Annotated in this window: 12 protein-coding genes and 2 tRNA genes; 4 read left to right on the forward strand and 10 right to left on the reverse strand. The window is 72.9% G+C overall.

Translation table 11 applies throughout. The annotated features are described in order from the left end of the window. Positions 1-38: 38 nt before the first annotated feature. Both ABT238_RS27745 and pgsA read right to left on the reverse strand, forming a co-directional pair. Positions 39-1,025 carry a phosphatidylinositol mannoside acyltransferase gene (locus ABT238_RS27745; protein WP_502884364.1) on the reverse strand — a complete coding sequence of 329 codons (987 nt, stop codon included), beginning with the start codon at positions 1,023-1,025 and terminating at the stop codon, positions 39-41. Between the two features lie 29 nt (positions 1,026-1,054). Beyond that, positions 1,055-1,702 (reverse strand): phosphatidylinositol phosphate synthase, encoded by a 648-nt coding sequence (gene pgsA, locus ABT238_RS27750; protein WP_350570351.1) that lies wholly within the window; start codon positions 1,700-1,702, stop codon positions 1,055-1,057. Positions 1,703-1,917: 215 nt separating this feature from the next. On the opposite strand from pgsA, the gene ABT238_RS27755 reads away from it, so the two are divergent. Further along, entirely contained in the window at positions 1,918-3,969 is a 2,052-nt protein-coding gene (locus tag ABT238_RS27755; protein WP_350795915.1) for an elongation factor G-like protein EF-G2, read from the forward strand. A 9-nt stretch (positions 3,970-3,978) separates the two neighbouring features. Here the strand turns inward: ABT238_RS27755 and ABT238_RS27760 are convergent, their stop codons facing one another. After that, the gene (locus ABT238_RS27760; protein WP_350570325.1) at positions 3,979-4,404 is read right to left on the reverse strand and encodes a thiol-disulfide oxidoreductase DCC family protein; all 426 of its coding nucleotides are present in this window, start codon (positions 4,402-4,404) and stop codon (positions 3,979-3,981) included. 186 nt (positions 4,405-4,590) lie between these two features. Between ABT238_RS27760 and ABT238_RS27765 the strand changes: the two genes are divergently transcribed. Then, the gene (locus tag ABT238_RS27765; RefSeq protein ID WP_350795931.1) at positions 4,591-6,234 is read left to right on the forward strand and encodes an AbeC-like domain-containing protein; all 1,644 of its coding nucleotides are present in this window, start codon (positions 4,591-4,593) and stop codon (positions 6,232-6,234) included. A 63-nt stretch (positions 6,235-6,297) separates the two neighbouring features. Here ABT238_RS27765 and ABT238_RS27770 read toward each other — a convergent pair whose 3' ends face one another. The 4 genes from ABT238_RS27770 to ABT238_RS27785 all read right to left on the reverse strand — a co-directional run bounded on the left by ABT238_RS27770 (position 6,298) and on the right by ABT238_RS27785 (position 10,791). Continuing rightward, a complete protein-coding gene (locus ABT238_RS27770; protein ID WP_350570327.1) occupies positions 6,298-6,858 on the reverse strand; it encodes an HIT family protein in 561 nt (186 codons plus the stop codon). 80 nt (positions 6,859-6,938) lie between these two features. Further along, positions 6,939-8,918: a threonine--tRNA ligase gene (gene thrS, locus ABT238_RS27775; protein ID WP_350570328.1), complete on the reverse strand. Its 1,980-nt coding sequence runs from the start codon at positions 8,916-8,918 to the stop codon at positions 6,939-6,941. Positions 8,919-9,016: 98 nt separating this feature from the next. After that, positions 9,017-10,204, reverse strand: a complete 1,188-nt coding sequence (locus ABT238_RS27780; RefSeq protein WP_350570329.1) for a hypothetical protein — start codon at positions 10,202-10,204, stop codon at positions 9,017-9,019. Positions 10,205-10,236: 32 nt separating this feature from the next. Further along, positions 10,237-10,791 carry a DUF4365 domain-containing protein gene (locus ABT238_RS27785; protein ID WP_350570330.1) on the reverse strand — a complete coding sequence of 185 codons (555 nt, stop codon included), beginning with the start codon at positions 10,789-10,791 and terminating at the stop codon, positions 10,237-10,239. Between the two features lie 151 nt (positions 10,792-10,942). Between ABT238_RS27785 and ABT238_RS27790 the strand changes: the two genes are divergently transcribed. Next, positions 10,943-11,710, forward strand: a complete 768-nt coding sequence (locus tag ABT238_RS27790; protein ID WP_350570331.1) for a 3'-5' exonuclease — start codon at positions 10,943-10,945, stop codon at positions 11,708-11,710. Between the two features lie 86 nt (positions 11,711-11,796). Here the strand turns inward: ABT238_RS27790 and ABT238_RS27795 are convergent. From ABT238_RS27795 to ABT238_RS27805, 3 genes are all read right to left on the reverse strand, one after another. Next, positions 11,797-11,868, reverse strand: a tRNA-Val gene (locus ABT238_RS27795). Between the two features lie 205 nt (positions 11,869-12,073). Beyond that, positions 12,074-12,145: transfer RNA gene (locus ABT238_RS27800), tRNA-Val, on the reverse strand. A 111-nt stretch (positions 12,146-12,256) separates the two neighbouring features. Then, positions 12,257-12,790: a TIGR02611 family protein gene (locus ABT238_RS27805; RefSeq protein ID WP_350570332.1), complete on the reverse strand. Its 534-nt coding sequence runs from the start codon at positions 12,788-12,790 to the stop codon at positions 12,257-12,259. A 194-nt stretch (positions 12,791-12,984) separates the two neighbouring features. On the opposite strand from ABT238_RS27805, the gene ABT238_RS27810 reads away from it, so the two are divergent. Continuing rightward, a complete protein-coding gene (locus ABT238_RS27810; RefSeq protein WP_030056266.1) occupies positions 12,985-13,398 on the forward strand; it encodes an SsgA family sporulation/cell division regulator in 414 nt (137 codons plus the stop codon). Positions 13,399-13,611 lie beyond the last annotated feature (213 nt).

The raw sequence follows: 13,611 nt of genomic DNA on the forward strand, positions 1-13,611 counted from the left end.
TCCTGCGGGCGGTGCGGACGGTGGGGGAAGGCCTGGCCTCAGGCCCCCGAGGCCTCGGCCGCCGGCTCCCCGGCGGCGGGCTCCCGGACGGCCCGGCGGGCGGCGCCCGCGGCCCCGGCCCCCGCCTCCACGGTGCCACGGACCGGAAGGTCGGCCAGCCAGAAGCGCTGCAGCATGTGCCAGTCCTCCGGGTGCTCCCGGATCGCCGACTCCCACACCCCGGCCATCGCCTGCGTCATCGCCCGGGTCTTCTCCGCCCGGTCGCCCTCCGCGGGCACCACGACCTCCGGGTGCACCCGGCCCCGCATGGTCCGCCCCTCGTACCAGAGCGACACCGGCAGCAGCGCCGCCCCGGTCCGCTGGCACAGCGCCGCGGGACCGGCCGGCATCCGCGTCGCCTCGCCGAAGAACGACACCTCGATGCCCGCCTCCGAGAGGTCCCGGTCCCCCACCAGGCAGACCAGCCCGCCCGCCCGCAGCCGCCGCGCCAGCGTGCCGACCACGCTCACCGAGCCGCCGGTCAGCGCCAGCACCTCCATGCCCAGGCTCTCCCGGAACGCCACGAACCGGTCGAACAGCCGCTCCGGCTTCAACCGCTCCGCCACCGTCGTGAACCGGTACCCCCGGGTCGCCACCCAGGCCCCCGCCAGGTCCCAGTTGCCCATGTGCGGCAGCGCTATCACCGCGCCGCGCCCCGACTCCAGCGCCTCCTGGAGGAGCTCGAAACCCTCGACCCGAACATCCCGCAGCACCCGCCCGCGGCCCCACACCGGCAGCCGGAACGACTCCTGCCAGTACCGCATGTACGAGCGCATCCCGGCCCGCGACAGCTCCCGCAGCCGGGCCTCGTCCGCCTCCGGGCACACCCGCAGCAGGTTCGCCTCCAACTGCAGCACCCGCTTGCCGCGCCGCCGCCACGCCGAGTCCGCCAGCCGGTCGAACAGCCCCCGCGCCGCCGGCTCGGGCAGGTGCTTGAGCGCCCCCCAGCCCGCCGCGTACGCCGTGTACACCAGTCGGTCCACCAGTCGGTCCCTCACCACGGAACCGCCCCCTCTCAGCTCCCGGCCGCCACGCGGTCCGCCTCGAACGCCTCACGGCGCACCGTCAGCATCCGCTGGATCACCGTCACCAGACTGCCGACCGCCACCAGCCACAGCGCCACCGGCAGCAGCCACTCCACGTACGGCACCCCGAACGTGTGCAGACCCGCCACACCGGCCGCCACCAGACTGATCACCAGCCGCTCGGCCCGCTCCACCAGCCCCGACACGTCGCAGGGCAGCCCCTGGCTCTCCGCCCGCGCCTTGGTGTACGACACCACCAGCCCGCTCGCCAGACAGAACACCGCCACCGCGCACAGCAGGTTGTTGTCGCCCTTGCCCGCGTACCACATGGCCAGGCCGCCGAAGATCGCCGCGTCGGCGACCCGGTCCAGCGTGGAGTCCAGGAACGCCCCCCACTTCGAGGACCGCCCCAGCTGCCGCGCCATGTTCCCGTCCACCAGGTCCGAGAAGATGAACAGCGTGATCGTGACGGTGCCCCAGAAGAACTCCCCGCGCGGGAAGAACACCAGCGCACCGGCCACCGAACCGGCCGTACCGACCAGCGTCACGGTGTCCGGACTCACACCCAAACGGATGAGGAACGCGGCGAACGGGGTCAGAACACGTGTGAAGAAGGCACGCGCGTATTTGTTGAGCATGGCCTTCCTGACCGCTCCGATCTCCCTGGTACCCGCCTGCGGCCCAGGTGCGCGGCAGACGGCCGCGTGGATCAGCCCACCCGGCGCACCCATCGTAGCCACGCCCACCGACCTCCCCCGCGCACACACCGCCCCCCGCATGCCGCCGCGCGCCCCCCAAAGCCTCCGCCCCTAGACTTTCACCGACAGCCTCGGCGCGACGGGAGGAGACCCCGATGCCCGACCGCAGCACCGCCAGAGCCGGCCAGGCCCCCGCCGTCGCCGGACCGGACGACCTGCGCAACGTCGTCCTCATCGGCTGCGCCGGCGTGGGCAAGACCACTCTCGCCGAATCCCTCGCGCACGCCGCCGGCGCCGTCGGCCGCCCCGGCAAGGTCACCGACGGCACCACCGTCTCCGACCACGAGCCCATCGAGCACCAGCAGCAACGCTCCGTCCAGCTCTCCGTGCTCCCCCTCGAATGGCGCGGCACCAAGATCAACCTGATCGACCCGCCCGGCCACCCCGACTTCGCCGCCGACCTGCGCGCCGCCCTCCACGCCGCCGACGCCGCCGTCTTCGTCGTCTCCGCCACCGACCCCGTCACCGCGCCCACCCGCGCCCTGTGGCGCGAATGCGCCGCCGAGAACATCCCCCGCGCCATCGCCGTCGCCAAACTCGACATCGCCCGCGGCAGCCTCGACGACATCCTCACCGCCTGCCACGACGCCTTCGGCCTGGGCCCCGACACCCTCCGCCCGCTCTTCCTGCCCGTCCACCACGACGGCCGCCCCGACGGCAGCGTCGACCTCCTCACCGGCCACACCTACGGCCAGGCCGACCCGCTGCCCGACACCGCCCCCGCCCGCGAGAGCCTCGTCGAAGCCATCTCCGGCCAGGACGACACCCTCATGGAGCAGTACCTCACCGGCGAAACCCCCGACACCGGCTCCCTCGAAGCCGGCATGCGCCGCGAGGTCCTCGCCTGCACCCTCCACCCCGCCGTCCCCACCAGCGAACACGGCCTCGGCGCCACCGAACTCCTCGACCTCATCACCACCACCTTCCCCACCCCCGCCGAACGCACCCGCCCCGCCCCCGCCTGCGACCCCGACGCCCCCCTCGCCGCCCAGGTCGTCCGCGTCACCGGCGACGCCTACGTCGGCCGCATCAGCCTGCTGCGCCTCTACGCCGGCACCCTGCGCCCCGACACCCGGATCCGCCTCACCGGCCCCGGGCACCCCGCCGACCAGGACGCCGAGGAGCGCGTCACCGGCCTCACCAGCCCCTTCGGCAAACTCCAGCGGCCCGTCCCGCACGCCGTCGCCGGCGACCTCGTCTGCGCCGCCAAACTCACCACCGCCCGCGCCGGCGACACCGTGCAGGAACCCGGCCACAGCGCCGAACTCGACACCTGGACCCTGCCCGAACCCCTGCTGCCCGTCGCCGTCGAGGCCCACAGCAAGGCCGACGACGACAAGCTCTCCCAGGCCCTGTCCCGGCTCGCCGCCGAAGACCCCGCCCTGCGCCTCGAACAGAACCCCGACACCCACCAGCTCGTCCTGTGGTGCACCGGAGAGGCCCACGCCGAGGCCGTCCTCGACCGGCTCCGCAACCGCCACGGCGTCCACGTCGACACCGTCGACCACAAGGTCGCCCTGCGCGAGACCTTCGGCACCGCCGCCGCCGGCCACGGCCGCCTCGTCAAACAGTCCGGCGGTCACGGCCAGTACGCCATCTGCGACCTGGAGGTCGAACCCCTCCCGGCCGGCTCCGGCTTCGAGTTCCAGGAACACGTCGTCGGCGGCTCCGTCCCCAAGCACTTCATCCCCTCCGTCGAGAAGGGCGTCCGCGCCCAGCTCGCCAAGGGCGTCGCCACCGGCCACCCGCTCGTCGACGTCCGCGTCACCCTCACCGACGGCAAGGCGCACTCCGTCGACTCCTCCGACTCCGCCTTCCAGAACGCCGCCGCCCTCGCCCTGCGCGACGCCGCCGAACACGCCGTCATCCGGCTCCTCGAACCCGTCGCCGCCGTCAGCGTCCTGCTCCCCGACGACTACCTCGGCGCCGTCCTCGGCGACCTCTCCGCCCGCCGCGGCCGCGTCCTCGGCAGCGAGACCGGCGGACCCGGCCTCACCCTGCTGCGCGCCGAGGTCCCCGAACTCGAACTCGCCCGCTACCCCGTCGACCTGCGCTCGCTCACCCACGGCACCGCCGAGTTCACCCGCGCCCACCTGCGCCACGAACCCATGCCCGCCGCCCTCGCCGCCCGCTTCACCGACGGCTAGGCCCTCGTCTCAGCGGCGCGGCAGCGCGCAGGCCGGCGTCCCGCCCGGCATCCGGTGCCGGTTGCGCGACACCCACCGGTACACCAGCCCCGCGACCGGCCGCACCGGTGCCAGCGCCAGCACCCCGCCCAGGTACGCCCACACCCCGCCCGAACGCAGCAGCAGCCGCGCCACCGCCTGCGCCCCGCCGTACACCCGGCCCGCCGGCGTCACCCACAGCACCTCGCGCTCCGCGCGCTCCCAGGACACCTCCCCGCGCCCCCCGGCCACCGCGTCCAGCCCCGCCAGGTCCGCGAACTGGAACGGCACCGCCTCCCAGCCCCCCGACGCCAGCGTCTGCCGCAGGTAGCGCTCCGCCCACGTCGTACACGTGGTGCAGAAACCGCAGTCCCCGTCGAACACCAGCACCGGATCCGTCAGCCCACCGCTCTCCATGCCGCCATCGTGCACCATCCCCCGCCAATGGCCCGCCACCGGGCGCGTCGAACAGCCGGAACCTGGGCATCATGCCCCACAGATCCACCGTGGCCCGTTCGTGACGGCACTTCAGACGATCATGCCCGCGCCGGTGCCCCGGCACGGTAACCTGCCGCAGGACAAAGGGGAGGAGGGGACGCCACCGTGACCACACTCGACATGACTCCGGGTGCGCAGATACCCCGGACCGACGCCGGCCCGCAGACCGCCGGCACCCAGGCGATCTCCTCGGTGGCGTACCGCGACACCACGCTGAAGGAGGGCGCCGCGAAGCTCGCCGGGACCACCGCCAAGAAGGGCCGCTTCGCCCTCTTCGAGCCCAACCTCGGCGAGGCCTGGAGCAAGGCGCTCATCTCCCGCACCCTCGGCGGCGACCGCAAGCCCCTGGTGCCCTCCTTCGGCATCGAAACCCGCCAGATCGTGGAACACTGCCTCGCCGCCGAGGAGATCCGCCGCACCCGCGACCGGCAGCTGTCCACCATCTCCGTCGTCACCGGCCTGCTCTGCCTGCCCGGCACCCTGGTCTGGCTCGGCGCCTTCCAGCTGCGCGCCTGGCTCCGGCGCGACAACCCCAAGAACGCCGGCGTCTACGGGGCGATCGTCCTCGTCCTCGCCGCCGCGCTCGCCGTGCTGCTCGCCGTCAAGCCCCCGGCCGGCGGCATCCTCGGCCTCTACCTGCGCGTGGTCATGCTCGCCCCGGTCATCGGCTGGTACCTCGCCCGCCGCATCGTCGAACGCACCGCCGTCGACCTGCGGGCCCGCTGGCTCTCGCTGGCCGAGGGCAACGCCGTCGCCGCGACCGTCCCGATGGCCGTCCCCCGCGACGACCTCGACAAGAAGGCCGCCGACCTGCGCGCCAAGCTCGGCCGCCTGGAGTCCGAGCAGGAGACCAACATCCAGCACTACGCCGGCCCCAAGGGCATCCTCGGCGCCGGCCGCCGCTGGGGCGAGTGGAAGCTCATCGACACCCTGCGCCCCGCCGAGGGCCAGATCGACTTCCGCCAGTTCCACCCCTGGGACCTCGTCCGCAAGATCTCCGGCCACCTCAAGGCACTGGGCATCAGCGAGGTCGCCAACAGCGGCATGCCCAACGTCCAGGTCAAGCAGTGGGTCGTCTACGAGGTCGGCGAGAGCGCCGACGAGATCAGCCGCCCCGGCAACGCCGACATGGACGGCGACCACATGCGCGACTTCGCCGTCCAGGCCATCGCCGACAAGCAGACCTTCGGCGGCGGCCCCCGCCACTACCTCGCCACCCAGTTCATCACCCACGACGGCAAGCTCGTCCTGACCTTCACGGTCACCGTGGTGCTGCTCGCCAACACCCTCAACATCACCGTCGCCGGCTACGCCCTCGGCCCCATCGACGGCTTCTTCGGCGACAAGCCCAAGGACAAGGAGAAGTCCGTCGCCAAGACCTTCCGGTTCTGGGAGGAGCGCACGGTCAAGCTCCGGCTGATCGACAACGACGAGGTCGTCCGGCAGGCCGTCCGCGCCCCCTTCTACCGGCTGCCCGGCCTGCTCTCCTGGCTCGGCGGCGGCCTCGGCCTGCCCGAGCCCTTCGGCTTCCGGCACACCTGGGCCGGCCAGCCCTGGGGCACCCGCACCATGGCCGACAACGCGCTCAACGCCTCCCACCCGGTGCTCGCCGCCGTCCACACCGCCACCCTGGAGTTCCTCGCCGAGCACGACCTCGACACCGAGCGCGCCTTCAAGGGCCGCGCGGCCGGTCTCAAGGCCGAGGCCCAGGGCAGCCGCCCGTTCAAGGTCGACCGGTACGACGCCTGACCGGACACGACGGAGGGCCCCCGCCGACCCGATGGCCGGCGGGGGCCCTCCCCGCTGTGCGCCTCAGCCCTGCGGCCAGGCCTCGGCCAGCATCTTGCGGGTGTCCGCCAGCAGCTGCGGCAGCACCTTGGTGTGGCCGACCACCGGCATGAAGTTGGTGTCCCCGCCCCACCGCGGCACCACGTGCTGGTGCAGGTGGGCGGCGATGCCGGCACCGGCCGCCGCGCCCTGGTTCATACCGATGTTGAAGCCGTGCGCACCCGAGGCCGCGCGCAGCGCCGTCATCGCCTTCTTGGTGAACACCGCCAGCTCGGCCGTCTCCGCCTCGTCCAGCTCGGTGTAGTCCGCCGCGTGCCGGTACGGGACCACCATGAGGTGTCCGCCGTTGTACGGGTACAGGTTGAGCACCGCGTACACGGCGTTCCCGCGCGCGACGACCAGCCCGTCCTCGTCGCTCAGCGACGGGATCGAGCAGAACGGGCAGCCGTCGTCCGGAGCCGGGCCGGTGGGCTTGTTCTCGCCCTGGATGTAGGCCATCCGATGGGGGGTCCACAGGCGGCGGAAGCCGTCCGGCTCCCCGACGCCCTGCTGCAGTTCCGGCTCAGTCGTCATGCTGATCAGCATATTCGCCCAACCGTGCTTGCAGAGCCGCGCGGGGCGGACTCCCTGAGGAGCCCGCCCCGCGCTCACACCCGTTCTCCGGCTCAGACCTGGATCCGGCGCTCCACCGCGTCCACGATCTCCTGGACGGCCTCGGCCACCGGGACACCGTTCTTCTGCTCGCCGTTGCGGTAGCGGAAGGAGACCGCGCCCGCCTCGACGTCGTCGTTGCCGGCGATCAGCATGAACGGCACCTTGGTCTTCTGGGCGTTCCTGATCTTCTTCTGCATCCGGTCGTCGGAGGTGTCCACCTCGACCCGGATCCCGCGCTTCTTCAGCTCGGCCGCGACCTCCAGCAGGTACGGCACGTGCTCGTCGGTGATCGGGATGCCGGTCACGGTGACCGGGGCCAGCCACGGCGGCATCGCACCGGCGTAGTGCTCCAGCAGCACCGCGAAGAAGCGCTCGATCGAGCCGAACAGCGCACGGTGGATCATGACCGGCCGCTGGCGCGAGCCGTCCGCCGCCGTGTACTCGAGGTCGAAACGGACCGGCAGGTTGAAGTCCAGCTGGATGGTCGACATCTGCCAGGTGCGGCCGATGGCGTCCTTCGCCTGCACCGAGATCTTCGGACCGTAGAAGGCCGCGCCGCCCGGGTCCGGGACCAGCGGCAGCCCCTGCTTCTCGGCCACCGCGGCGAGGACGGCGGTGGCCTCCTCCCACGTCGCGTCGTCACCGACGAACTTCTCCGGGTCCTTGGTGGACAGCTCCAGGTAGAAGTCGGTCAGACCGTAGTCGCGCAGCAGGTTGAGCACGAAGGTGAGGGTCGAGTCGAGCTCGTCCGCCATCTGCTCACGGGTGCAGTAGATGTGCGCGTCGTCCTGGGTGAAGCCGCGGGCGCGGGTCAGGCCGTGCACCACGCCGGACTTCTCGTACCGGTACACCGTGCCGAACTCGAACAGGCGCAGCGGCAGCTCACGGTACGAGCGGCCGCGCGCGTCGAAGATCAGGTTGTGCATCGGGCAGTTCATCGGCTTGAGGTAGTAGTCCACGCCCTCGTCGAGCTGCATGGGCGGGTACATACCGTCCGCGTACCAGTCCAGGTGGCCGCTCTTCTCGAACAGCTTCCCCTTGGTGGCGTGCGGGGTGTAGACGAACTCGTAGCCCTCCTCCTCGTGCCGGCGGCGCGAGTAGTCCTCCATGGCGCGGCGGATGATGCCGCCCCTGGGGTGGAAGACGGCGAGGCCGGAGCCGATCTCCTCGGGGATGGAGAAGAGGTCGAGCTCGTTGCCGAGCTTGCGGTGGTCGCGCTTGGCGGCCTCCTCCAGGAACTCCAGGTGCGCCTTGAGCTCGTCCTTGCTCGGCCAGGCGGTGCCGTAGAGGCGCTGGAGCATGGGGTTCTTCTCGCTGCCGCGCCAGTAGGCGGCGGCCGAGCGCATGATCTTGAACGCCGGGATCATCCGGGTGCTGGGCAGGTGCGGGCCGCGGCAGAGGTCGCCCCAGCACAGCTCGCCGCTCTTGGCGTCCAGGTTGTCGTAGATGGTGAGCTCGCCCGCGCCGACCTCGACGTCGGCGCCCTCACCGGCGGTGGCGGCGGAGCCCTTGAGGCCGATCAGCTCCAGCTTGTACGGCTCGCCGGCCAGCTCCTCACGGGCGGCCTCGTCGGTGACCACCCGGCGGGAGAACCGCTGCCCGCGCTTGATGATCTCCTGCATCCGCTTCTCGATGGCCTTGAGGTCATCGGGGTGGAACGGCTTCTCGACGTCGAAGTCGTAGTAGAAGCCGTCCTTGACCGGCGGGCCGATGCCGAGCTTGGCCTCCGGGAAGAGCTGCTGCACGGCCTGGGCCATGACGTGCGCGGTGGAGTGGCGCAGGATGTCGAGGCCGTCCGGGCTGGAGATCGCGACCGGCTCGACCTCGTCGCCGTCCTGGAGGGCGTGGGCGAGGTCCTTCAGCTGGCCGCCGACGCGGGCGGCGATGATCGAGCGGTCGTCGGCGAAGAGCTCGGCGGCCGTAGTGCCCGTGGTCACCACGCGCTCTTCCCGATCGGGTTCGCGGTTGATGATTACCCGGACGTCCGTCACCGGTCTCTCCTGACGTGCTGGATTCAGAGGGCGCAGCACAGCGCTGCGCCTGACGATGGTACCGAGACCGGTGACCCCACCGTCACCTCCGTCCCTCGCTACTCGCCCCGCCCCTCCCCCAGGGTCTTGAGCAGGCGCTCGCGCTCGGCCTCCTCCAGCCCGCACGGCTCGGGGGCGGTGGGCCGGGTGAGCCGCCGGAAGCCGCCGCGGCGCTCCAGGCGGCCGCTGATCCGCACCGGGGTGCCGCCGAGGTGGGCCTCGGCGGCGATCCGGTAGGCGGGATCGGGCAGCCGGACCTTGACCTCGTCGACCTCGGCGCCGCCGAGCACCCGCAGCCGGACGCTGCCCGGCCCGGCGGGGTCGGCGCGCTTGAGGCGGACGACGAGGCCGACGACGGTGACGGCGACGGCGGGCTCGATGCGCTCCAGCAGTTCGGCGGCCTCGTCGAGGGCGGGCAGGTCGCCGGGTGAGAACTCGACGGCGATCCGGCGGTCGCCGAAGCCGCCCGGGGTGCCGGCGGCGGGCGACCAGGCGACGGTGAACCGGCCGGCGGTGGCGCCGCGCACCAGGTCCTGGACGGATTCGACCAGCTCGCGGCTGACCCCGGACTGGACGGCGTTCTCGAAGGCCTCGCCGCCGCCGCTGACCCGCCGGTAGTCGACGGCGTCGCGCAGCGCCTCCAGGGCGCGGACCAGGGTGGTGACCGCCGCCCGGCCCTCGGGGGCGGGGGTGTACGCGGTCAGGCCCGGGCCGCCGGAGACGACCAGGACCCGGTCGAGGTAGTCGCCGGCCCAGGCGTCGAGGCGGGCGCCGAAGTAGGCGGCGCGGGTGCGGCCGGCCTTGGCGCCGGCGGCGAGCATGGCGCGGGCCGCGTGCCGGAGCCGTTCGGTGTCGTCCCAGGGCGCGGCGCCGGAGGCGGTGGCACCGGGGGCCGCGGCGAGGTCGCGGTGCCACTGGAGCTCGTCGCCGGGCAGGGCCAGGGCCAGCAGGATGGCGCGGGCGGAGGGGCTGGCGGAGCGGGAGAGCGCGGTGACGGCGTCGGTGAGCAGTTCGACGGCGTCGTCGAAGCCGTCGCCGGCGGGGACGAGCAGGCTGACGCCGGGGTCGGTGCCCTCGGGGGGCGTCCAGCGGCCGTAGCGGGCGGAGGGTCCGCCGCGCCGGACCCAGCCGTGCCGGGCGAGCAGGGTGGCGAGCACCGCGGGGTCGACGGCGGCCGGATCGGGCAGCGGCCCGGTCGGCGGCGGCGCGCCGGGGGTGGGACGCGTCGGCCCGTGGGGCAGTGTCATGGGGGCGGCTCCTCCCGGCCGGGCCCCGGCGGTCACGGGCTGCCGCCCGCGCCGACCCGGGCCATGATGTCGCACAGGGCGCGGTCGTCGAAGACCTTCGCGGTGGGGACGCGGACGTTGGTCCGGCGCTGCCCGGTGACGGGGTGGCCGGCCAGGTTGACCCAGTAGCAGCAGTGGCGCAGTTCGAGGGCGTCGGGGCGGGCGGCCAGCCAGCGGTCGACGCGGCGGGGCAGCAGCATGACGACGAGGATCCGGGGCACGGCGACCCTGGGGCGGGCGAGCTTGCGCAGGTGGTCGTTGTCCAGGGTGAAGGAGAAGAACGCGCCGCGCGGGTCGGGTGCGATCTGCTGGGTGGCCTTCAGCTGGATCTTGACGGTGACCTCGTCGTCGACCTCGTGGCTGCGCGAGCCGTGGCTGACCTGCCAGTCGATGCCGTTGTCGGGGAACGGCTGGGAGAGCGAGCAGCCGGCCGCGGCGACGACCGCGTGCAGGTAGCCGACCTGCAGGGTCTCCATGCAGGCGGTCACCGCGAGGTCGCCCCGCAGGACGTCCGCCGCCTCTTCGGGCTGCGGCTGCGTCAGCGCCATGGCCGTCCGTCCTCCCCCGTCCCCCGGGCCCGTCCGATTCGAACAGGGGCCCGTGGGCAGGGTGCCCGGCCGGTGCTGCGCCAAACGGTTGAGGGAGCGTCAGGAGCGGGTATCACCGGGTCGGGAACGCGCCGTTTTCGGAGGGGCAGTCATGCAACAGCACTGGTTCACCGGCCCGCTCGCCTCCTTCGACACCGAGACCACCGGCGTGGACGTCGAGAGCGATCGCATCGTCTCGGCCGCCGTGGTCGTCCAATCCGCCCCGGGCGCGGCCCTGGTGGCCACCGGCTGGCTCGCCGATCCCGGCGTGCCGATACCCGACGGCGCCCGCGCGGTGCACGGGATCAGCGACGAGCGGGTGCGGGCGCACGGGCGGCCGGCGCCGGTGGTGGTGGCCGAGGTGGCCGCCGCGCTCGCCGAGCAGGCGCGGGCCGGGCGGCCGGTGGTGGTGATGAACGCGCCGTACGACCTGACGCTGCTGGACCGGGAGTTGCGCCGGCACCGGGGGGTGTCGCTGGCCGAGGCGATCGGCCCGGCGCCGCTGCTGGTGCTGGATCCGCGGGTGCTGGACAAGTACGTGGACCGCTACCGCCGGGGCCGGCGGACGCTGACCGACCTGTGCGCGCACTACGGGGTGGAGCTGACCGGGGCGCACGACGCGGGGGCCGACGCGACGGCGGCGCTGGAGGTGGTGCGGACGATCGGCGCGCGGTACCCGGGGGCGCTGGGCGGACTGACGGCGGCGGAGCTGCACCTGCGGCAGGCGGTCTGGCACGCGGCGCAGGCGCGGGGGCTGCAGGCGTGGTTCGACCGGTCGGGGGCGGACGAGCGGGTGGACCTGTCCTGGCCGCTGCGGCCGGCCCGGTGCGGCTGCGGCCGCCGGCTGTCGCCGGAGCACGAGTGCGAGGTGGCGGCCTGACCGGCCGGGGCGACCCGCCGGGGCGGGCGCGCGGAAACGCCGCAGGCCCCGACCGGTCTCCCGATCAGGGCCTGCGTGCTGTCCGGTGGGCGATACTGGGATCGAACCAGTGACCCCTTCGGTGTGAACGAAGTGCTCTCCCGCTGAGCTAATCGCCCGGGCAACGAGAAGAACTGTAGCACCATTCGGGGGGTGCCGTACAACTCGTTCGGGTGTGCCGCCCGACGCGTCCGCAGAACTCCTGCGGACGGCGGAAGATGACTGAGCCTCAGCACATTCCCGGCACCGTTCACCGGATTGCGGAAATACATGTGAGGCCCAGCCGATAATCGACTGGGCCTCACATATCACAATGCATTCCGGTGGGCGATACTGGGATCGAACCAGTGACCCCTTCGGTGTGAACGAAGTGCTCTCCCGCTGAGCTAATCGCCCGGGTGCAGGGAAAACATTACCGCATCCCGGGGGGTGGTCCGAACACACCGCCCGCCACCGGAGCGCCCCACCCCGCCCCGCCCGCGGGAGGCGGCGGGCCGGGCCGGCGGCTCAGTCCTCGTTGATCTTCCAGGGCATGACCAGCCCGTACTTCCACAGGTACCAGCCGCCGAGCGCGGCGATCAGCGTCAGGCCGATCACGGTGAGCGTCAGGTTGCGGCGCCGGACCCGCGGGTCCAGGGCCTTCTGCGCGGCCTCGGCCACCTTGCGGCGGGTCCACCGCAGTGCCAGCTGGGCCCAGACGAACTCGGTCGCCCAGATGCCCATGCCCAGGAAGATGACCACCCAGCCCGGGCCGGGCAGCGGGAGCATGATCACGCCGAGCACCACCACGGCCAGGCCGATCAGGAAGACGGCCACCTGCCAGCTCAGGTGCAGCGGGCGGGAGCGGCGGATGAAGCCCGGCGCGCGCGAGCCGAGCGGCTTCTCGCCGTCGGCGCCGCCCTCCGGGCCTCCCCCGGCACCGGGCCCGCGGCCCTCGTCACCCGCACCCGTCGGCACCCCCGTGTCGTCCGGCACGATCCCGTCCCCCGTTCCGGTGTTCCCGCCCGCGTCCCCGCGTGCCTCGTCGCTTCGCACAGTCATGCCAGGAAACTAACCGAGAAGGGACCCGGTAATCGCCCGCAGGGCACTCTGTGGCGATTCCGCAATGCGCCGTAAGGGGTACGACTCGCGCCCGAATCGGGACAGAGGGGTTTACATCGGTCGTGGAGGTGGGATGGTCCGTTCGCCGACGTGCGATTCCCCGAGCGCACACTGAGCGAAAGGCCATGGCGCTTATGAACACCACGGTCAGCTGCGAGCTGCACCTGCGCCTCATCGTGTCCAGCGAGTCCTCACTGCCCGTCCCCGCGGGCCTGCGCTACGACACCGCCGACCCCTATGCCGTGCACGCCACCTTCCACACCGGCGCCGACGAGACCGTGGAGTGGGTGTTCGCCCGAGATCTCCTTGCGGAGGGGCTGCACCGACCCACCGGTACGGGTGACGTCCGGGTGTGGCCGTCGCGAAGCCACGGGCAAGGGGTGGTCTGCATCGCCCTGAGCTCTCCGGAAGGAGAAGCCCTGCTGGAGGCACCGGCCCGGGCGCTTGAGTCGTTCCTCAAGCGGACGGACGCCGCCGTTCCCCCCGGCACCGAACACCGTCACTTCGACCTCGACCGGGAGCTGTCCCACATCCTCGCCGAAAGCTGACCCCGACCGGAGGTGGTCACACCCCGCTGTCGGCGGGGTCGTAGCCCCTGCCGTCAACCGCAGCCGTCCTACTCGGGGGCACGGCAGCAGACTCAGCCGCGCACGACGCGGCCTCGGGGCCGGTGACGAAACGGTTCTCTCCCATCCGGAGCGGGCCTGAGGCACCGAAGGCGCCCGGCAGCGAGGCCGGCCATCCCACGGATGGCCGGCCTC

It is taken from the genome of Kitasatospora sp. NPDC001527 (genome assembly GCF_040298605.1).
Taxonomy (GTDB): domain Bacteria; phylum Actinomycetota; class Actinomycetes; order Streptomycetales; family Streptomycetaceae; genus Kitasatospora.

Excerpts from the sequence above, each read along its gene's own strand:
- pgsA (WP_350570351.1), bottom strand. The coding sequence starts at position 1,702 with ATGCTCAACAAATACGCGCGTGCCTTCTTCACACGTGTTCTGACCCCG.
- ABT238_RS27755 (WP_350795915.1), top strand. The coding sequence starts at position 1,918 with ATGCCCGACCGCAGCACCGCCAGAGCCGGCCAGGCCCCCGCCGTCGCC.
- ABT238_RS27760 (WP_350570325.1), bottom strand. The coding sequence starts at position 4,404 with ATGGAGAGCGGTGGGCTGACGGATCCGGTGCTGGTGTTCGACGGGGAC.
- ABT238_RS27770 (WP_350570327.1), bottom strand. The coding sequence starts at position 6,858 with ATGCTGATCAGCATGACGACTGAGCCGGAACTGCAGCAGGGCGTCGGG.
- ABT238_RS27780 (WP_350570329.1), bottom strand. The coding sequence starts at position 10,204 with ATGACACTGCCCCACGGGCCGACGCGTCCCACCCCCGGCGCGCCGCCG.
- ABT238_RS27785 (WP_350570330.1), bottom strand. The coding sequence starts at position 10,791 with ATGGCGCTGACGCAGCCGCAGCCCGAAGAGGCGGCGGACGTCCTGCGG.
- ABT238_RS27790 (WP_350570331.1), top strand. The coding sequence starts at position 10,943 with ATGCAACAGCACTGGTTCACCGGCCCGCTCGCCTCCTTCGACACCGAG.
- ABT238_RS27805 (WP_350570332.1), bottom strand. The coding sequence starts at position 12,790 with ATGACTGTGCGAAGCGACGAGGCACGCGGGGACGCGGGCGGGAACACC.
- ABT238_RS27810 (WP_030056266.1), top strand. The coding sequence starts at position 12,985 with ATGAACACCACGGTCAGCTGCGAGCTGCACCTGCGCCTCATCGTGTCC.